At 74.2% G+C, this 18,517-nt stretch carries 20 protein-coding genes; 5 read left to right on the top strand and 15 right to left on the bottom strand.

Annotation, left to right across the window (positions count from 1 at the left end; genetic code table 11):
- Positions 1 to 136: 136 nt before the first annotated feature.
- Genes tsaD through tsaB form a run of 3 tightly spaced genes read right to left on the bottom strand, consistent with a single transcriptional unit; the run spans position 137 to position 2,324 of the window.
- A complete protein-coding gene (tsaD, locus tag ACW62_RS22565) occupies positions 137 to 1,195 on the bottom strand; it encodes a tRNA (adenosine(37)-N6)-threonylcarbamoyltransferase complex transferase subunit TsaD (protein WP_420843614.1) in 1,059 nt (352 codons plus the stop codon).
- On the bottom strand, positions 1,195 to 1,677 hold the full coding sequence (rimI, locus tag ACW62_RS22560) for a ribosomal protein S18-alanine N-acetyltransferase (protein ID WP_240477388.1): 483 nt from the start codon (positions 1,675 to 1,677) through the stop codon (positions 1,195 to 1,197). The genes tsaD and rimI overlap by 1 nt, the downstream gene beginning before the upstream one ends.
- Positions 1,674 to 2,324 (bottom strand): tRNA (adenosine(37)-N6)-threonylcarbamoyltransferase complex dimerization subunit type 1 TsaB, encoded by a 651-nt coding sequence (gene tsaB / locus ACW62_RS22555; RefSeq protein WP_053206341.1) that lies wholly within the window; start codon positions 2,322 to 2,324, stop codon positions 1,674 to 1,676. Before tsaB ends, rimI begins: the two co-directional genes overlap by 4 nt.
- Before the next feature lie 83 nt (positions 2,325 to 2,407).
- Between tsaB and ACW62_RS22550 the strand changes: the two genes are divergently transcribed.
- Both ACW62_RS22550 and ACW62_RS22545 read left to right on the top strand, forming a co-directional pair.
- A complete protein-coding gene (locus ACW62_RS22550) occupies positions 2,408 to 2,641 on the top strand; it encodes a hypothetical protein (protein ID WP_053206340.1) in 234 nt (77 codons plus the stop codon).
- Positions 2,642 to 2,718: 77 nt separating this feature from the next.
- The gene (locus ACW62_RS22545) at positions 2,719 to 2,925 is read left to right on the top strand and encodes a PIN domain-containing protein (protein ID WP_157574912.1); all 207 of its coding nucleotides are present in this window, start codon (positions 2,719 to 2,721) and stop codon (positions 2,923 to 2,925) included.
- Here the strand turns inward: ACW62_RS22545 and ACW62_RS22540 are convergent.
- The 6 genes from ACW62_RS22540 to ACW62_RS22515 are packed head-to-tail and all read right to left on the bottom strand — an operon-like array spanning position 2,901 to position 8,225.
- Entirely contained in the window at positions 2,901 to 3,635 is a 735-nt protein-coding gene (locus ACW62_RS22540) for a pentapeptide repeat-containing protein (RefSeq protein ID WP_205629530.1), read from the bottom strand. The genes ACW62_RS22545 and ACW62_RS22540 overlap by 25 nt on opposite strands.
- Positions 3,632 to 4,111 carry a tRNA (adenosine(37)-N6)-threonylcarbamoyltransferase complex ATPase subunit type 1 TsaE gene (tsaE, locus tag ACW62_RS22535; protein ID WP_240477387.1) on the bottom strand — a complete coding sequence of 160 codons (480 nt, stop codon included), beginning with the start codon at positions 4,109 to 4,111 and terminating at the stop codon, positions 3,632 to 3,634. Before tsaE ends, ACW62_RS22540 begins: the two co-directional genes overlap by 4 nt.
- Positions 4,108 to 5,235, bottom strand: a complete 1,128-nt coding sequence (locus ACW62_RS22530; protein WP_083460042.1) for an alpha/beta fold hydrolase — start codon at positions 5,233 to 5,235, stop codon at positions 4,108 to 4,110. The genes tsaE and ACW62_RS22530 overlap by 4 nt, the downstream gene beginning before the upstream one ends.
- The gene (gene alr, locus ACW62_RS22525; RefSeq protein WP_240477386.1) at positions 5,232 to 6,407 is read right to left on the bottom strand and encodes an alanine racemase; all 1,176 of its coding nucleotides are present in this window, start codon (positions 6,405 to 6,407) and stop codon (positions 5,232 to 5,234) included. Before alr ends, ACW62_RS22530 begins: the two co-directional genes overlap by 4 nt.
- A 13-nt stretch (positions 6,408 to 6,420) precedes the next feature.
- Positions 6,421 to 7,869 (bottom strand): NAD(P)H-hydrate dehydratase, encoded by a 1,449-nt coding sequence (locus ACW62_RS22520; RefSeq protein ID WP_053206338.1) that lies wholly within the window; start codon positions 7,867 to 7,869, stop codon positions 6,421 to 6,423.
- Positions 7,866 to 8,225: a holo-ACP synthase gene (locus tag ACW62_RS22515; RefSeq protein WP_053206337.1), complete on the bottom strand. Its 360-nt coding sequence runs from the start codon at positions 8,223 to 8,225 to the stop codon at positions 7,866 to 7,868. The genes ACW62_RS22520 and ACW62_RS22515 overlap by 4 nt, the downstream gene beginning before the upstream one ends.
- Positions 8,226 to 8,298: 73 nt before the next feature.
- On the opposite strand from ACW62_RS22515, the gene ACW62_RS22510 reads away from it, so the two are divergent.
- Entirely contained in the window at positions 8,299 to 8,790 is a 492-nt protein-coding gene (locus ACW62_RS22510; RefSeq protein WP_157574911.1) for a GNAT family N-acetyltransferase, read from the top strand.
- Positions 8,791 to 9,444: 654 nt separating this feature from the next.
- Here the strand turns inward: ACW62_RS22510 and glmS are convergent.
- On the bottom strand, positions 9,445 to 11,292 hold the full coding sequence (gene glmS / locus ACW62_RS22505; RefSeq protein WP_053206366.1) for a glutamine--fructose-6-phosphate transaminase (isomerizing): 1,848 nt from the start codon (positions 11,290 to 11,292) through the stop codon (positions 9,445 to 9,447).
- 71 nt (positions 11,293 to 11,363) lie between these two features.
- Between glmS and coaA the strand changes: the two genes are divergently transcribed.
- Entirely contained in the window at positions 11,364 to 12,311 is a 948-nt protein-coding gene (coaA, locus tag ACW62_RS22500; RefSeq protein ID WP_053206335.1) for a type I pantothenate kinase, read from the top strand.
- A 4-nt stretch (positions 12,312 to 12,315) separates the two neighbouring features.
- Here the strand turns inward: coaA and ACW62_RS22495 are convergent, their stop codons facing one another.
- The 5 genes from ACW62_RS22495 to ACW62_RS22475 all read right to left on the bottom strand — a co-directional run bounded on the left by ACW62_RS22495 (position 12,316) and on the right by ACW62_RS22475 (position 16,756).
- Positions 12,316 to 13,308, bottom strand: a complete 993-nt coding sequence (locus ACW62_RS22495) for a GNAT family N-acetyltransferase (protein WP_053206334.1) — start codon at positions 13,306 to 13,308, stop codon at positions 12,316 to 12,318.
- A 46-nt stretch (positions 13,309 to 13,354) separates the two neighbouring features.
- Positions 13,355 to 14,704 carry a phosphoglucosamine mutase gene (glmM, locus tag ACW62_RS22490; protein WP_053206333.1) on the bottom strand — a complete coding sequence of 450 codons (1,350 nt, stop codon included), beginning with the start codon at positions 14,702 to 14,704 and terminating at the stop codon, positions 13,355 to 13,357.
- A 103-nt stretch (positions 14,705 to 14,807) separates the two neighbouring features.
- On the bottom strand, positions 14,808 to 15,287 hold the full coding sequence (gene rpsI / locus ACW62_RS22485) for a 30S ribosomal protein S9 (RefSeq protein WP_053206332.1): 480 nt from the start codon (positions 15,285 to 15,287) through the stop codon (positions 14,808 to 14,810).
- A gap of 8 nt (positions 15,288 to 15,295) precedes the next feature.
- Positions 15,296 to 15,739 (bottom strand): 50S ribosomal protein L13, encoded by a 444-nt coding sequence (gene rplM / locus ACW62_RS22480; RefSeq protein ID WP_053206331.1) that lies wholly within the window; start codon positions 15,737 to 15,739, stop codon positions 15,296 to 15,298.
- 141 nt (positions 15,740 to 15,880) lie between these two features.
- Positions 15,881 to 16,756 (bottom strand): GNAT family N-acetyltransferase, encoded by an 876-nt coding sequence (locus ACW62_RS22475; RefSeq protein ID WP_053206330.1) that lies wholly within the window; start codon positions 16,754 to 16,756, stop codon positions 15,881 to 15,883.
- Positions 16,757 to 16,815: 59 nt separating this feature from the next.
- Here ACW62_RS22475 and ACW62_RS35940 point away from each other — a divergent pair, with 59 nt between their 5' ends.
- A complete protein-coding gene (locus ACW62_RS35940) occupies positions 16,816 to 18,459 on the top strand; it encodes a helix-turn-helix transcriptional regulator (RefSeq protein WP_053206329.1) in 1,644 nt (547 codons plus the stop codon).
- The last annotated feature ends 58 nt before the right edge of the window (positions 18,460 to 18,517 follow it).

Here is an 18,517-nt window from a genome sequence, read left to right as displayed (position 1 = left end):
GCCGAGCTGCTCGCCAAACCGGCAGCAGCATGAACCGTTGCTTACACCGCTGGACGCCGCCGGACATATCCCCCCGCAATTCCACAGTTTCTCCAAGATCAACATGGGTTGGGGGTGAGGATTCGTTTGGCGGCTGCTAGCCGACCAGCACCTGGGTCACCGGCAGGGAGGAGTCGGAGGCGAAGTCCAGCGACGACGGCGGCAGGCCACGCTCGACGACGGCGGCGCCGAGGGCCGCGATCATCGCGCCGTTGTCGGTGCACAGCGAGAACCGGGGCTGCCGCAGCTCGATGCCGGCCACCGCGCAGCGCTCGCGGGTGAGGTCGCGCAGCCGGGCGTTCGCCGCCACGCCGCCGGCCAGGACCATCGTCGAGATGCCGCGCTCCTGACACGCCAGCACCGCCTTGCGCGTCAGCACGTCGGCCACGGCCTCCTGGAAGCCGGCCGCGACGTCAGCCACCGGGACGGCCCGGCCCTCGCGCTCCGCGGTCTCGACCCAGCGGGCGACCGCCGTCTTCAGGCCGGAGAAGGAGAAGTCGTAGCGATGCCGTTCGAGGTCGCGCTGGCTGGTGAGGCCGCGCGGGAACCGGATGGCCGCCGGGTCGCCCTCCTCGGCGGCGCGCTGGATGTTCGGCCCGCCCGGGTACTTCAGCCCGATCAGCCGGGCCACCTTGTCGAACGCCTCGCCCGCGGCGTCGTCGAGGGTCTGGCCGAGCAGCGTCGCCGACGTCGCGATGTCCTCGACCAGCAGGATCTCGGTGTGGCCGCCGGACACCAGCAGCGCCACGACCGGCTCCGTCAGCGGGCCGTTCTCCAGCTGCTCCGCCGCCACGTGCCCGACCAGGTGGTTGACGCCGTAGAGGGGCTTGTCCAGCGCGACGGCGAGCGCCTTGGCCGCGGACACCCCGACCATCAGGGCGCCGGCCAGTCCCGGGCCGGCGGTGACCGCGACGGCGTCGACGTCGTCGAGCGAGGCGCCGGCCTCGGCGAGCGCCCGCTGCAGCGTCGGCACCATGGCTTCGAGGTGCGCGCGGCTGGCCACCTCCGGGACGACGCCGCCGAAGCGGACGTGCTCGTCGACGGAGCTGGCGACGGCGTTGGCGAGCAGCGTGGTGCCGCGCACCAGGCCGACGCCGGTCTCGTCGCAGGACGTCTCGATGCCGAGGATCAGGGGCTGGTCGCTCACGCCGCCGATTATCCCCCCGCCGCGGATCCGGCCCGCAGCCACTTCCGCAGGACGAGCCCGTCGCGGCCACCGCCGTAGTACTTGCGCCGCACGGCGATGCGCTCGAAACCGTGCCGCGCGTAGAACGTCAACGCCGGATCGTTGTCGGCGCGGACCTCCAGCAGCAGTTCACCGGCGCCGCGTCGCCGCGCCTCCGCCTCGAGGGCCGTCATCAGCAGCGTCCCGACGCCGCCCCGCTGCCGCCCGGGCGCGACGGCGATCGTCATGATGTCGGCGGGCTCGCCGGCCAGCCCGGGCAGCAGCAGGCCCGCGTAGCCGACCACCTCACCGCCGTCCTCGGCGACGACGTACCAGCGGGTCTCCGGGACGCCGGCCAGCTCGGACCGGAACTGCTGCCCCGACCACGGCGGGTCGCCGGCGAACAACTCCTGCTCCAGCGGCACGACGGCGTCGAGGTCCGGCTCGCGCATCGGCCGCAGCGCGACCGTCACCGGGCGAGGACGCTCTTCCGCGCGCTCGGCGGCGTGGCGTCGGGGCGGCGCAGGTACAGCGGATCGGGCGGCAGGATCTCGGCCGCCTCCGCGACGACGGCGGCGGCGAGGTGCGCGGCGGACGGGTACTCGGGGTCGAGCGCGCGGGCGAACGCGTCGGGATACAGCCGGGCCCCGGCGCCCGCGGCGGGCAGCCGGCGCTCGGCGAGGCCGGCAGCCGGGCCGACGTCAGGCCCGGTGGTGCGCACGCCGCCGGCGTCGTACGTGGCCCAGTACACCTCGCGGCGGCGGGCGTCGGTGGCGACGGCGAACGGCTCGCCCGGCGGGTTCGCGGCGCGCACGCCGTACGCGAGCACGTCGAGGCTGCAGACCCCGCGGACCGGGAGGTCCAGCACGGCGCCCATGGTGCGCGCCGCGGCCAGCCCGACCCGCAGCCCGGTGAACGGCCCCGGCCCGACGCCGACGGCCAGCTCGGTGAGGTCGCGGCGGCTCGCGCCCGCTTCGGCGAGCGCGGCGGTGACCAGCGGCATCAGCAGCTCGGTGTGCCGGCGCGGGTCGACGGTGGTCGCCTCGGCCAGCACCCGCTCACCGTCGTGCAGAGCAACGGTCACCGCGGGCGTCGACGTGTCCAGGGCCAGCAACAGCACCCGCCTACCTTACGTCCGCGCCTCCCTTGCGCGACCTCGGCACGGATTCCTTGCTGCACGTATCCTGTGCCACGGAGGCGACCATGGCGAACCTGACGCTGAGGATCGACGACGACCTGCTGCGGCGGGCCCGCATTCGGGCGCTCGGGCAGGGCACCTCCGTCAACGCGGTCGTCCGCCGCCATCTCGCGGAGTTCGCCGGCGACGACCCCCGTGCCGCCGGCCTGCGCCAGTTCCTCGACCTCGCCGACGAGGCCGCGACCGGCAGCGGGACCGATGGACGGACGTGGAGCCGGGACGACCTCTATGACCGCTGACCTCCTGGCCGGCAGCGGCCGGGTGTTCATCGACTCGCCGAGGTCGGCGCCGAGCGCGTCGTGCTGAACGCTCAGTGGTGCCCGTCGACGCGGCCCTGGTAGCCGCCGGTGTGCTCCGTTCACAGCGGTCGCAACTCGCACTGTGGGACGCGCTGATCGTCGAGTCGGCCCGGCGAGCCGGGTGCACGGTGTTGCTGACCGAGGATCTGCACGCCGGCACGGACTTCGACGGCGTCCGCGTCGTGAATCCGTTCGACGCTCAGTCGACCACGATGCCGAGCTGAGCGAGCAGCTGCGACGCCTGCTCGCCGGTGATCGTGGCGCCGGACAGCAGGTGCGCCTCCTGCCAGGAGAAGTCGCCGAGGTCGGCGCCGCGGAGGTCGGCGCCGTCGAGCTCGGCTGCCCGCAGCACGGCGCCGCGCAGCCGCGAGTCGGTCCAGACGGTGTCGCGCAGGTCGGCGCCCACGAGCACGGCGTCGTCCATGCGCAGGCCGTCGAGCTCCTGGCCGCGCAGGCTGATGCCGGACAGCCCGGCCAGCATGAGGTTGCACCACTTGAACGTGGCGCCGAGGCCGCGCGAGTCGTCGAGCCGGGCGCCGACCATGCGGCAGCCGGTGAAGGCCGTTCCGGCGATCAGAGTGTCGCGCCACAGCGTGTTGGCGAGGTCGACGCCGTCGAAGCGGGCGTCGGAGAGGTCGGCCCGGGAGAAGTCGGCCTTCGGGGCCGTGCCGCCGGTCCACACCGAGCCGTCGAGGTCGGCGCGGCCGAACGCGGCGCCGTCCATGGTGCACGACTCGAACGTGGCGCCGATCAGCGTGGCCCGGGTCAGCCGCGCCGCGGTGAGGTCGCAGCGGCGGAACACCCGCGGCGCCGGCCCGGGGAGGTCGAGCAGCTCGGTGAGGTCGCGCTCGGCGAGGTCGGCATACTCGACGGCGGCGCCGGCGGCCAGCAGCGCGGCCAACTCGTCGTCGGTGAGCGGTGTCCGGTCGGTCACGGCCGCACCACCGCGGCCAGCGCGTCCTCGTCCCACCGGTCGCCGACGACGTGGACGCGGACGTGCCGCACCTCACCGAGGTCGGCGCCGTGCGCGCGGTCGATGTGGATCTCCAGCCGGTCGCCGGCCAGGCCCTCGGCGACGCCCTCGCCCCACTCGACCAGCGTGACGGCGTCGTCCAGCGTGGCCTCGAGGTCGATGTCCTCGAGCTCGTCCCAGCCGCCCAGCCGGTACGCGTCGACGTGGACCAGCGGCGGGCCGTCGATCAGCGACGGGTGCACCCGCGCGATGACGAACGTCGGCGACGTGACGGGACCGCGCACGCCCAGCCCGGCGCCGACGCCCTGCGCGAACGTCGTCTTCCCGGCCCCGAGATCGCCGCCGAGCAGCACGAGGTCGCCGGGCCGCAGCAGCCCCGCGAGCCGTTCCCCCAGCGCCGTCATGGACTCGGCGTCGGGGACGTCGAGGTCGATCACCGCTGGCCATCCTCACTGCGCCGCCGGCGGACGGACGCGATACGGCTGCTCACCCGCCGGGGCCGTCCGCCGCGGCGGACAAGGCCGAGCAGCGCGCGAAGGGCGTCGGTGACCACCTCGTGCCGTTCCAGCAGCACCATGTGCCCGGCGTCGGTGGCCTCGATGTATTCGACGTCGACCAGTGCGTCGGCGAGGTCGCGGCTGTGCTGGACCGGCGTCATCTGGTCGTGCTCGCCGCCGACGACGAGCACCGGGATCTTCGCCAGGACGGGGATGGCGGGCGCGGCGTCGAGCTCGCCGAACAGCGGGAAGAATCGCGCGACGACGTCGATGGGGACGGCCGCGTTCATGATGGCGGTGAACTCGACCAGCTTCGGCGAACCGCCCTCGGCGAACGCGTAGCGCCTGGTCAGCACATACGCGAGGTCGCTGCCCATCTTGCGGCCGCGCTCGACCAGCTCGGGCTTGCGGGCCAGGATCGAGACGGCGGCCGGGGCGGCCCGCCCGGCCAGCCGGCCGAGGTAGCCGGGCAACCCGAGCCCCGAGACGTCGAGCTTCTGGCCACTGGTGGCGATGAGCGCGACGGCGACGATGCGCTTGCCGAACAGCTCCGGCCGCGCCTCGGCCAGCGCCTGCACGGTCATGCCGCCCATGGAGTGACCGACCAGCACGATGGGCCCCTTCGGCACGATCTCGTCGATCACCTGGCCGAGGTCGGCGCCGAGGCGGCGGAAGGACAACTCGCCGTCGTCGGGCAGCGGGCCGGACCGGCCGTGCCCACGCTGGTCCCAGAACACCAGCCGGGCGCTGCCGCGCAGGTCGCGGCGCTGGAAGTGCCAGGCGTCCATGGTCAGCGCGAAGCCGTGGCAGAACAGCAGGGTGGGCGCGCCGGACGGCCCGGCGTCGACCTCGACGTCGAGGTCGACGCCGTCGTCGGTGGTGACGGTGTGCGCGGTGCCGCGCAGCGACCCGAACGGCTCGTCGGCGTACGGGTCGTCCTTCTTCAGCGACCGGCCCATGGCGTAGCGCTCGGCAGCGAACCCGACGGCGGCACCGGCCGTGGCCACGCCGACCCAGGCGCCGATCAGGCCCGCCGTGCGCCCGGCGGCGACCAGCCGGCTCACGGCGCCCCACCGACGTAGACGCGGGGCAGCCGCGGCGCGAACCGGGTGACGATCTCGTACGAGATGGTGCCCGCGGCGTCGGCCCAGTCCTGGGCCGTGGGCTCGCCGGCCGCGGCGTCGCCGAACAACACGACCTCGTCGCCGGCGCGGACGTCGTCGTCGCGAAGGTCGACGACGAACTGGTCCATGCAGACCCGGCCGGCGACCCGCCTGGTGACGCCGCGCACCAGCACCGGGCCGCCGGGACCGGCCGAGCCGCCGGACGCATGCCGCGGGACGCCGTCGCCGTAGCCGAGCGGCACCAGCCCGAGCGTGGACTCGCGGTCGGTGACGTAGAGGTGGCCGTACGACACGCCCTGACCGGCCGGAACCCGTTTGACCAGCGCCAGCCGGGCCCGCACCGACATGGCCGGACGCAGCCCGACGTCGCCCGGCGCGACCTGCTGCGGCACCGGCGACAGCCCGTAGCTGGCCAGCCCGGGGCGGACGAGGTCGAAGTGGGCGTCGCGCAGCGTCAGCGTGGCGGCGGAGTTGGCGAGGTGGCGGACCTCGGGCCGGGCGCCTCGCGACTCGGCCAGCGCGACGGCGTCGCGGAACGCGGCCAGCTGCTGCGCGTTGGCCGGGTGGCCGGGCTCGTCGGCGCAGGCCAGGTGCGACCAGAGGCCGACGACCTCGACCAGCCCCTCGGCTTGGGCCTTCAGCGCGTCGTCGACGACCGTGGGCCACTCGGCCAGCGGCGCGCCGGCCCGGCCCATGCCGGTGTCGGCCTTGAGGTGCAGCCGCGCGGTGCGGCCGGTCTCGCGGGCCGCGGCGGCGATCTCGGCGACCGCCCACGGCGCCGACGCGGACACGTCGACGTCGGCGGCCAGCGCGTCGGCCCACCGCTCGCCCGGCGCGCAGAGCCAGGCCATGACCCGTCCGCCGACCCCGGCGGCGCGCAGCGCCAGCGCCTCGGCCATGGTGGCGGTACCCAGCCAGGTGGCGCCGCCGGCCTGCGCGGCGCGTGCCGACGGGACCAGCCCGTGGCCGTACGCGTCGCCCTTCACCACCGCCATGACCTGCGCGGGAGCGGTACGGACGGCGAGCTGGGCGACGTTGTCGCGGATGGCGGCGAGGTCGACCCGCACCTCCGCGTGCGGCACGGGCCCGGGGCCGTAGTCGTCGGTCACCACGTCCCCGATTGTGTCAGCCCGCACCGACAGGGCCGCGCAGGGACCGCAGTACGGCCGGCAGGGCGGCCAGGACGTCGCCGGCGCTCGGGTACGCGGACCCGGCCGCCGCGCGCTGCCCGGCGAGGCCGTGCGCGTACGCCGCCACGCTGCCCGCGTCGAGCGGCGACAGCCCGCCGGCCAGCAGTGATCCCGCCAGCCCGGCGAGCACGTCGCCGGTGCCGGCGGCGGCCAGCGCGGACGTGCCAGTGGGGTTGACCCGCACCCGCCCGTCGGGCGCCGCCAGCACCGTCGTCGACCCCTTGAGCAGGACGACGGCGTTCCACTTCGCCGCGGCGGCCCGCGCGTGGTGCAGCCGGCGCGCCTCGACCCCGGCCCGCTCGACGTCCAGCAGCCGGGCCAACTCGCCGGCGTGCGGCGTCAGCAGCGCCGGGCCGGTGAACCGCTCGGGCAGCGAGCGCAGGCCGTCGGCGTCGACGAGGACCGGCAGCCCGGCGTCCAGGGCCGCGGCGACGTCGCCGCCGCGGCCATCGCCCAGCCCGGAGCCGATGGTCCAGGCCTGCACCCGGCCGACGGCGTCCGGTGACGGGCCGGCGATCGCCTCGGGCCAGCGGGCCCGCACCTCGGTGGCGACGGCGCCGGGCCCGGCGTAGCGGACCATGCCGGCGCCGCCGTGCAGCGCGCCGCCGACGGCCAGCACGGCCGCGCCGGGGAACTCCCCCGACCCGGCCAGCACGCCGACGACGCCGCGGGAGTACTTGTCCGACTCGCGGCCAGGGTCGGGCAGCAGCGCCGCGACCTCGGCGTCGTCGAGGACCGTCAGCCCGGGCTCCGGCAGGTACGGCCCGAGCCCGATGTCGACCGGGTGCAGCACCCCGGCCGCGGCCGCCCCCGGGTCGACGACCAGCGCGGCCTTGCCGGTGCCGAACGTGACGGTGTGGTCGGCGACGACGTGCGGGCCGGACGTCTCGCCGGTGTCCGGGTCGACGCCGCTGGGGAGATCGACGGCGACGACGGCGCCCGCCGTCCGGCCCGCGCGCAGCAGTGCCGCCAGCTCGGCCGCCTCGCCGCGCAGCCCGCCCCGTCCGCCGATGCCGAGCATGCCGTCGAGCACGAGGTCGGCTCCCGCGAGCGCCGCGCTCACGCCGTCGCGGGCCACGATGCGCCCGCCCGCGGCCCGGAACGCAGCCAGCCCTTCCGGGTGCGCCTTCTCCGGGCTCAGCAGGACGGCGTCGGCGTGCGCGCCGCGGCGGGCCAGCCGGGCGCCGGCCCAGAGCGCGTCGCCGCCGTTGTTGCCGCCGCCGGCCAGCACGACCACCCGCGCGCCGTACACCCCGTCGAGCAGGCCCGCGCAGACCGTCACCAGCCCTGCGACCGCCCGCTGCATGAGCGCGCCGTCCGGCAGCCGGGCCATCAGCGCGTCCTCGGCGGCCCGGATCTGCGCGACGGTGTGCACGGCTCTCATCGAGCCGTTCCTTCCAGGACCACGATCGCCGACGCCACCCCGGCGTCGTGCGACAGCGACAGGTGCACCGTCTCGACGTGCAGTTGCTCGCACCGGGCCTTGACCGTCCCACGCACCTCGAACCACGGCCGCCCGTCGGCGTCGCTGACCACCTCGGCGTCGTGCCAGAGCAGCCCCTTCGGCGCGCCGAGCGCCTTCGCCAGCGCCTCCTTGGCGGCGAACCGGGCCGCCTGCGACGCGACCGACCGGGCCCGCTCGGCGGGGGTGAAGACGCGCACCGCGAGCGCCGGCGTCCGCTCCAGCGTCTCGGCGAACCGCCGCACGTCGACGACGTCGATGCCCACGCCCACGATCACCCGACCCACCCTAGACCGCAACCGCCGGGCGTTCCGCATGCCGATACGCCGCGGCCGACCTACACTCGCGGCTATGGGCGAATTGAGTCTCGTGGGCGGATTGGCCGGCGAGCACGTCGTCCTGCGCCCCGTCGCCGCCGATGACGTGCCGATGCTGCAGCACATCATCAGCACGCCCGAGGTCAAGCAGTGGTGGGATCCGACCGGCCTCGGCGAGGGCTGGCTGCTCGATGACGGCTCCACCACGCGGTACACCATCCTGGCCGGACGGCGCATCGCCGGGCTGATCCAGTACTGGGAGGTCGACAACCCGCGCGACCGCCACGCCGGCATGGAGATCCTGCTCGACCCCGACCTCCACGGCCGCGGCCTGGGCCGCGAGGCCGTCGGCACCCTGGCCCGGCACCTGTTCGACGCCTGCGACCACCACCGCATCGTCGTCGAGACCGCGGCGACGAACGAGGTGGCGATCCGCTGCTACGCGGCCGTCGGCTTCCGCCCGGTCGGCATGCTCACCGGCCGCGACGGCTTCGTGATGGACCTGCTGTCGAGCGACTTCGCCTGACGCCAGCCGCCGGTTCGCCGCTCTGCGGCGGTTCGCCGTTGTCGCGCAATGCGCCGCCTTGTCGCAGTTGGCCGTCCCCCTGCTGCCCATTTTCTCAGCCGGCCACCCGCGCCTCAAGCGGACCCAACGGCGCTTCGCGCGACGATGACCGCTTGACCCGCGGGCGTCCGACCTAAGAACGGGCAGCTATCAGGGGGACGGGGGAAATGCGGGCAGAGCCCGCACGGTGCACCGTGCGGGCGGAGCCCGTCCGGGTGCGCCGTTCGCCGTTCGTCTGGCTGCCGTCCCCACGGACCCCTGGCCGTGCGCGGCCACCGATGGTTGGCGGATTACTGGCGCCCTGGGCCCACCAAACTGCCAACCACGAGCGGCCAGTGAGCGGCCGGCGGCATTTCTCCCTGGCCAGCTCTGTATGGCGGCACGAGGATTCACGTACTCGGACCTAGTCGTCGTTCCTGTCGGTGCGCCGTTGGGTGTCCTCGACTCCCGGAGCCGTCGACGTCACTCGTCTCGTGGGCACCTCACCCGCCGCAGCACCGGATGAGCGCCGTCATCGGCGGTTGTGCGGTGCTCACGCGGGCGAGGTGCACCCGGCGCGGGTGAAGTGAGGCGTGCCACACGGCCAACGAGAAGCCCGTGCCGTCCCGGAAGCGCTTACTCGACCGTGACCGACTTCGCCAGGTTCCGGGGCTGGTCGACGTCGAAGCCGCGGGCGCTGGCCATTTCGCAGGCGAACACCTGCAGCGGCACCGTCGAGACGACCGGCTGCAGCAGCACGGGGCACTCGGGCACGCGGATCAGGTGGTCGGCGTAGGGCACGACGTCCTCGTCGCCCTCTTCGGCGATGACGATGGTGCGGGCGCCGCGGGCGCGGACCTCCTGGATGTTGCTGACGATCTTGTCGTGCAGCACGGAGCGGCCCTTCGGCGACGGCACCACGACGACGATCGGGGTGCCCTCTTCGACCAGCGCGATCGGGCCGTGCTTCAGCTCGCCGGCCGCGAAGCCCTCAGCGTGCATGTAGGCGAGCTCCTTCAGCTTGAGCGCGCCCTCCAGCGCCACCGGGAAGCCGACGTGGCGGCCGAGGAACAGCACCGACGTCGCCGAGGCGAGGTTGCGCGCCAGTTCGCGGACCGGCTCCATCGTCTCGAGGACGAGGTCGACCTTGGCCGGCAGGTCGGAGAGGTCGCGGACGACGGAGCGGATCTCGTCGCCCCACTTGGTGCCGCGGACCTGGCCGAGGTAGAGGCCGACGAGGAAGCAGGCGATCAGCTGGGTGAGGAACGCCTTCGTGGACGCGACGGCGACCTCGGGGCCGGCGTGCGTGTAGAGGACGGCGTCGGATTCGCGCGGGATGGTGGAGCCGTTGGTGTTGCAGATGGCCAGCACGCGGGCGCCCTGCTCGCGGGCGTACCGCAGCGCCATCAGGGTGTCCATGGTCTCGCCGGACTGGCTGATCGCGATGACCAGCGTCTGACGGTCGACGACCGGGTCGCGGTAGCGGAACTCGCTGGCCAGCTCGACCTCGCAGGGGAGCCGGGTCCAGTGCTCGATGGCGTACTTGGCGACCATGCCGGCGTGGTAGGCGGTGCCGCACGCCACGACGACGACCTTGTCGACCTCGCGCAGCTCGTCGTCGGACAGCCGCATCTCGTCCAGCGACAGCATGCCGTCCTTGCCGACCCGCCCGAGCAGGGTGTTGGCGACCGCCTTGGGCTGCTCGGCGATCTCCTTCAGCATGAAGTAGTCGTAGCCGTCCTTCTCGGCGGCCGACGCGTCCCAGTCGACGTGGAAGCGCTTCTCCTCGACGGCGTTGCCGGAGAAATCGGTGAGCGTGACGTCGTCGGGGGTGATCTCGACGACCTGACCCTCGCCGATCTCGAGCGCCTCGCGGGTGTACGCGATGAACGCGGAGACGTCGGAGGCGAGGAAGTTCTCGCCCTCGCCGAGGCCGATGACCAGCGGCGAGTTGCGGCGGGCGGCGACGACGCGGTCAGGGGTGTCGGCATGGACGGCGAGCAGCGTGAACGCGCCGTCGAGGCGGCGGCACACCGTGCGCATGGCGTCGGCCAGCTCGGCGCCCCCGGCGACCTCAGCGGCGAGCAGGTGCGCGACGACCTCGGTGTCGGTCTCGGAGGCGAACCGGACGCCGGAGTCCTCCAGCTCGGTGCGGAGCCGGGCGAAGTTCTCGATGATGCCGTTGTGGATGACGGCGACCTGGCCGGACTCGTCGAGGTGCGGGTGGGCGTTGCGGTCGGTGGGCGAGCCGTGCGTCGCCCACCGGGTGTGGCCGAGCCCGGTGCCCGACACCGGCAGCGGCCGCTCCTCCAGCGCCTTCTCCAGGTTCACCAGCTTCCCGGCCCGCTTGGCCGAGGCCAGCGCGCCGTCGGCGACGACCGCCACGCCCGCGGAGTCGTACCCGCGGTATTCGAGCCGGCGCAGCCCCTCGACGACGACGTCGAGCGCTGGGCGATGTCCTGTGTATCCCACGATCCCGCACACGGCGGTCACTGTAACCGCACTCGGCCCCGGTTCGCGCATCGCCGGGACATGTCGGCCAGAATGAGGCCACCATGACTGTTGTCCGCGACTCCTCACCGTTCGTCGACCTGTCCCGCGCCGACTGGGCCCGGCTGCGCGACGAGACGCCGCTGTCGCTGACGGCGGCGGAGCTGGAGGAGCTGCGCGGGCTCGGCGACGCCGTCGACCTCGACGAGGTGCGCGACGTGTACCTGCCGCTGTCGCGCCTGCTCAACCTGCGGTTCCGGGCCACGGCGCGGCTGCACGAGGCGACCACGACGTTCCTCGGCGGGTTCGCCGAGCGCACGCCGTTCGTCATCGGCATCGCCGGATCGGTCGCGGTCGGGAAGTCGACGACGGCGCGGCTGCTGCGGGTGCTGCTGGCCCGCTGGTCCGAACATCCCCGGGTGGCGCTGGTCACCACCGACGGCTTCCTGCTGCCCAACGCCGAGCTGCAGCGACGCGGGCTCATGCAGCGCAAGGGGTTCCCCGAGTCGTACGACCGGCGGGCGCTGCTGCGGTTCGTGACGGCGGTGAAGTCGGGTGAGCAGGTGGTGACGGCGCCGGTGTACTCGCACCTCACCTACGACATCGTCGAGGGCGGGCAGATCACCGTCGAGCGGCCGGACATCCTGCTGATCGAGGGCCTGAACGTGCTGCAGCCGGCCCGTCCCCGCGCCGACGGCGTCGCCGGGCTCGCCGTCAGCGACTTCTTCGACTTCTCCCTGTACGTCGACGCCTCACCGAAGGACGTCCGCCGCTGGTACGTCGAGCGGTTCCTGCGGCTGCGCGAGACGGCGTTCCAGCGGCCGGAGTCGTACTTCCGCCGCTACGGCGACCTCGACCACGACGCCGCCGTCACCCAGGCCGAGCAGCTGTGGGACACCATCAACGGGCCCAACCTCGCGCAGAACATCCTGCCCACGCGTGGCCGGGCCACGTTGACGCTGACGAAGGGTGCGGACCACTCGGTGCAGCGGATCAGGCTGCGCAAGATCTGACGGGTCAGATCGTCCGCTGGTAGCCGGCGGACCAGCCGGCGATCTCGTAGCCGAGCTTCTCGTTGATGGCGATCATGTGCGTGTTGACGTCGGCGTTCCACGTCCACACCGTCTGCACGCCGGGACGGTCGGCCAGCAGTTGGCGCAGGTTGGCGGCCTTGAGCAGCAGGCCGAGCCGGTGGCCGCGGTGGCGGGGGTCGACGATGGTGGCGTCCTGGAAGCCGACGGCGTCGCTGTCGCGCGAGACCGTGATCTCGGTGACGCCGGCCATGCTGCCGTCGGGCGCGATGGCCGCGGCGACCCACGTGGCTCGGCGCATGAGATCGCTGCGCCGCTCGGCCGTGCGGATGCGGGCGGCGTCCCACACCTCGGGCTCGGATTCGATGCCGCCCTGCGGCTCATCGGTGCTCATGCGGCCCTCGAGCCGGGCGTACTCGTCGACGAACTCGTCGGGGGCGTGGTCGCGCCAGGTGACGATGCGGTAGCCCTCGGCGTGCGGCCGGGCCGACTCCTCGGCCCGCGCGACGGCGTCGAGGTCGAACGGCGGCCGCTGCACGCGCATGATCTCGCCGATGCGCCGGGTGAAGCCGTGCCGCTCGGCGAAGGCCATGCCGGCCGTGCTGTCGGCGCCCAGCGGCGCCTCGAGGTACAGCAGCTGGCTGCTGCGCCCGGCGGCCTTCGACGCGTCGTCGACGACGGCCAGCAGGGCGCTGCCGATGCCCCGGCGGGCGTCCTCGGGCCGCACGAACACCTCGGGCTCGGCCCGCGTGAGGTTGTCGCGCTGCGGCAGCGCGAGCACGGAGGCGCCGACGGCCCGGCCGTCCTCCTCGGCCAGCCACAGCTGCACCGAGCGGTACTCGGTGCCCTGGTAGATGACCTTCAGCTCGGGTTCGAGCCACTGCGGGCCGGTGGGGTTGTCGGCCACCCGCGCGGCGAGGTAGACCTCGTACCAGGCGGCGAAGTCGGCGTCGGCGGCGTGAATCGTCCTGATCTGCACAGGTCGAGCGTCCCCCTCGCCGCGCCCGCCGGCAACCGGTTTTTCGTCAGAGCGCCAATTCCGCCTGCACCGTGGCGGCCAGCCGGCGGGCGACCGTCTCGGCCTGCTCGGGGGTAGCGGCCTCGACCATGACCCGCACCAGCGGCTCGGTGCCGGACGGGCGGAGCAGGACGCGGCCGGTGGCGCCGAGCTCGGCCTCGGCCTCGGCGACGGCGGTCTTCACGCCTTCGTCGACGGTGACCCGGCTCTTGTCGACGCCCTTGACGTTGACCAGGACCTGCGGGAGCCGCTGCACGACGCCGGCCAGCTCGGCCAGCGGCGTGCCGGACGAGGCGACGTGGGCGAGCAGGTGGACGGCGGTCAGCACGCCGTCGCCGGTGGTGCCGTGGTCGAGCAGGAGGACGTGGCCGGACTGCTCGCCACCGAGGTTGTAGCCGCCGGCCTTCATCGCCTCGAGGACGTACCGGTCGCCGACCGCGGTGTCGATGACGGTGACGCCGGACTGCCGCATGGCCAGCCGGAAGCCCTCGTTCGACATGACGGTGGAAACGACGGAGTCGCGGCGCAGTGTCCCCTGGCCGCGCATGGCCAGCGCGAGGATCGCCAGGATCTGGTCGCCGTCGACGACCTCGCCGGTGGCGTCGACGGCCAGGCAGCGGTCGGCGTCGCCGTCGTGGGCGATACCGAGGTCGGCGCCGGCCGCGACCACCTCGGCCGCGACGACGTCGAGGTGGGTGGAGCCGCAGTTGTGGTTGATGTTCAGGCCGTCGGGCTCGGCGCAGACGGCGATGACGTCGGCGCCCAGCCGGCGCAGCGCCTCGGGCGCGGCGCGGAACGCGGCGCCGTGCGCGCAGTCGACGACGACGCGCAGGCCCTCGAGCCGGGACGGCGCGGTGCCGACGATGTGCGAGATGTAGGTCTCGAGGCCCTCGGGGTGCTCGTGGACGCGGCCGATCTCGGCGCCGGTGGGCCGCTTCCACGGCTCGCGCAGCCGCGCCTCGATGGCGTCCTCGACGGAGTCGTCGAGCTTCTGGCCACCCTTGGCGAAGAACTTGATGCCGTTGTCGGGCATCGGGTTGTGGCTGGCCGACAGCATGACGCCGAGGTCGGCGTCGAGCATGCCGGTGAGGAACGCCACGGCGGGAGTGGGCAGCACGCCGACCTTGAGGACGTCGGCGCCGGCGCTGGCGAGGCCGGCCACGACGGCCGCTTCGAGGAACTCGCCGGAGGCCCGCGGGTCGCGGCCGACGACGGCGACCGGGCGGCGCCCGGAGCCGAACGCGCCGATCTCACCCAGCACGTGGGCGGCGGCGACGGAGAGGTCGAGGGCGAGCTCGGCCGTGAGATCGGAGTTCGCCAGGCCGCGAACGCCATCGGTGCCGAAGAGACGAGCCACTGGTTGTGCTCCTACTGGGACAGCGGACGATGGGAAACGCGAACGGCCCCGGGTTCTGTATACCCCCCGGGGCCGTTCGCGGATGTTCGCGCGGTGCGCGAAATCAGCGCTTGCTGTACTGCGGAGCCTTACGGGCCTTCTTGAGGCCGGCCTTCTTCCGCTCCGTGACGCGCGCGTCGCGGGTGAGGAAGCCGGCCTTCTTCAGTGCCGGGCGGTTGTTCTCGGCGTCGGCGGCGTTCAGCGCCCGGGCGATGCCCAGCCGGAGCGCGCCGGCCTGACCGGTGACGCCGCCGCCGTCGATGCGGGCGACGATGTCGTAGCGGTCGCCGAGCTCGAGCTCGACCAGCGGCGAACTGACCAGCTGCTGGTGCACCTTGTTCGGGAAGTAGGCGTCGAGCGTGCGGCCGTTGATGGTCCACTGCCCGGTGCCCGGCGCGATGCGGACGCGCGCGATGGCCTGCTTGCGCCGGCCGGTGGCCGCGGCGGCCTCGATGTTCGAGAAGCGCGACGGCGCCGACTCGGAGGTGTAGCTCTCGATGGGAGCCTCGTCGGTGTCGACCTCGTCGACGGTGGTCTCAGTCATGTCCTCACTCACTGCGCGACCTGGCCGATCTCGTACGGCACGGGCTGCTGGGCCTGGTGCGGGTGCTCCGGGCCCGCGTACACCTTCAGCTTGGACAGCATCTGCCGCCCGAGGCTGTTGTGCGGGAGCATCCCCTTGACGGCCTTCTCGATGACCCGGCGCGGGTTCTTCTCGAGGAGGTCGCGGTAGCTGGTGGAGCGAAGTCCGCCCGGCCGGCCGGAATGCCGGTGGTCGAGCTTCTGCTCCAGCTTGTTGCCGGTGAGCGCGATCTTGTCGGCGTTCACCACGATGACGAAGTCGCCGGTGTCGACGTGCGGCGCGTAGACGGGCTTGTGCTTCCCGCGCAGCAGGGTCGCGGTCTGGCTGGCGAGCCTGCCGAGCACGATGTCGGTGGCATCGATGACATGCCACTGGCGCTGGACATCGCCGGGCTTGGGGCTGTACGTGCGCACGGTCGTAGGCCTTCGCTTTGGTCGAGAGGATGGATCTGGTCGGTGGCTGGCGTGCCGCGCTCCGGTACGCACAACGACACGACAGGATACCTGTGCGAGCGTCGCATGGTCAAAACGTGGGGAATCCCCGCCCGACGCCAGTCACACGTTCCCGTGCACCATCTCATACTGGGCCAGCTCCTCGCGAACCCAGCCGGTCGCGCGGAAGAATTCGGCCCCGTCGGACTCGGGCACGAGCGGCGGCACCGTCCACCGCCGTCCGGGGAACGCGTCGCGCAGCCCGGCCAGCAGCGCGCGGCCGTGACCACGCCGTCTGGCGCCCGGTGCGGTGTGGACGGCGCTCAGCACGGCGGTGGTCCCGGTGAGGCTGAGCAGCGCCGCGGCGGGGCCGAGCGCATAGGCCTGGCGCGGCGGCACGGCGGCGGCCAGCGTCTCGGGCGCGAGCTGCCAGGGCGGCTCGTCGGCGTGCTCCAGCCCGGCGGCGACGTCGCGGGCGAACCGCGCGGGGTCGATCGGGGACGGGACGGACGGCGGCACCGGCCCGGCCGCGGCGGGTCGCTCCCAGCGGTAGCCGACCAGCGTCCGCAGGATGCGGAAGCCGAGCCGCTCGTACAGCCGGACCGCCGCCGCGTTGCTGGTGATGACCTCGAGCGTGATGCGGGTGGCGCCGGCCTCGACGCAGCGGACGATCGCCCGCTCCATCAGCGTCCGGCCGACCCCGACGCCGCGGTAGGCCGGCGTGCAGCCGAACCCGCCGATGCGCGCCGTCGTCCCCCGCCGGGTGATCAGGCAGATGCCGACGAGGTCGCCGTCCGCCGTGTAGACCTCGCTGAGGTAACGGTCGAGGTGCTCGGCGCCGAACCGCCGCTCGAATCCCGGCCCGTCGACGGACACCGGCACGACGTAGCCCTCGAATGCCCGTGTCATGGCCTCGGCCGCCTGCTCCGACGTCAACGCGGCGACCGGGCGCGCCGTCAGCACGCCGGCCCGGGTGGAGATCTCGTCCGCGGCACTCACCGCACGATTGTCACCCGGGCACAGGAGTAGCGTGGCGGCAGGATCGGTCGGGGGCGCGCATGACGACTACCGAGGCACGGGAACGGGGCCGGGCCGCGTTCGAGACGCGGGCCTGGGAGCAGGCGTATGCGCAGCTCACGGCCGCCGACGCCGCGGCGCCGCTGCCCACCGCCGACCTCGAGCGGCTCGCCGTCGCGGCGTTCCTGGCCGGGCACGACGACGAGAGCGCGGCCCTGCAGGAGCGCGGCTACCGCGAGCTGCTGCGCGAAGATCGGCCGCACGAGGCTGTCCGGTGCGCGTTCTGGCTGGCGATCGTGCTGCTCAACCAGGGTGAGTTCGCGCGAGCGGCCGGCTGGCTGGCCCGCGCCGACCGCCTCCTCGACGACGCCGGGCGCGACTGCGCCGAGAGCGGCTACCTCCTCGCGGCCCGGGCCCGTCAGACGGTGGCGGGCGGCGACCCGGCCGTGGCCGCGGAGATGTTCGCCGAGGCCGTCGCCGTCGGCCTCCGGCACCACGACGCCGACCTGGTCGTCCTCGCCCGCATGGGCCGCGGCCGGGCGCTGATCGACCTCGGCAAGGTCGCCGACGGCGTCGCGCTGCTCGACGAGGCGATGGTCGCGGTCACCGCCGGAGAGGCCGGGCCGCTGCTCACCGGCATCGTCTACTGCACGGTCATCGACGCCTGCCGGGCGACGTTCGACGTGCGCCGGGCCCGCGAGTGGACGACGGCGCTCACCCGCTGGTGCGAGGAACAGCCGGACCTCGTGCCGTTCCGCGGCGAGTGCCAGGTGCACCGCGTCCACGTCCTGCGCGACCAGGGCGCCTGGCGCGACGCGCTGGCCGAGGCCGGGCGCGCCTGCGTCCGGCTGTCCGACCCGCCGGGTCAGCCGGCCGCCGGCGCCGCCTACTACGAGCAGGCCGAACTGCACCGGCTGCGCGGCGAGGTGGCCGCCGCCGAGGACGCCTACCGGCTGGCCGGGCTGAGCGGGCTGGACCCGCAGCCCGGCCTGGCCCTGCTCCGGCTCGGCCAGGGCCGGGTGGCGGCCGCCGTCGCCGGGCTGCGCCGCGCGGTCGACGAGACCCCGAGCCCGATCGAGCGGCCGGGCCTGCTCGCCGCACTGGTCGAAGCGTTGCTGGCGGCCGGCTCCGTCGACGATGCGGCGGCCACCGCGGCGGAACTGGCCGAGATCGCCGGGGCGGCCCGGGTGCCGGTGCTGGCGGCGATGTCCGCGTACGCGACGGCGTCGGTGCGGCTGGTGCCCGGCGACGCCGGTGCCGCGCTGACCGCCGCGCGCCGGGCGTGGGCCGGCTTCCACGAGGTCGACACCCCGTACGACGCCGCCCGGGCTCGTGTCCTGGTCGGCCTGGCCTGCCGCGACCTCGGCGACGCCGACGCCGCCCGGCTGGAGTTCGACGCGGCGCAGCGGACCTTCCGCCGGCTCTCGGCCGGGCCGGACCTCGACCGCCTGCGGCGTCTGACCTCCCCCGGCGGGCCGCGCGCGGCCTCGGACGGCGGGCTGACGCCGCGCGAGCTGGAGGTCCTGCGCCTGGTGGCCGCCGGCCGGAGCAACCGGGCCATCGCGGCGTCGCTGGTGCTCAGCGAGAAGACGGTGGCGCGGCACGTGAGCAACATCTTCGCCAAGCTCGGCGTCTCGTCCCGGGCCGCGGCGACGGCGTTCGCGTACGAGCACGGCTTGATGTGAGCTGAGCCGTCTGGCCGCTCGTGGCTGGCGGTTCGGTGGGCCCAGGGCGCCAGTAGTC

This window comes from Jiangella muralis (assembly GCF_001270745.1).
In the GTDB taxonomy this organism is placed as follows: Bacteria; Actinomycetota; Actinomycetes; order Jiangellales; family Jiangellaceae; genus Jiangella; species Jiangella muralis.
The sequence above is the reverse complement of the archived record's forward strand: the minus strand, read 5'-3'. Positions and strand labels throughout refer to the sequence as shown.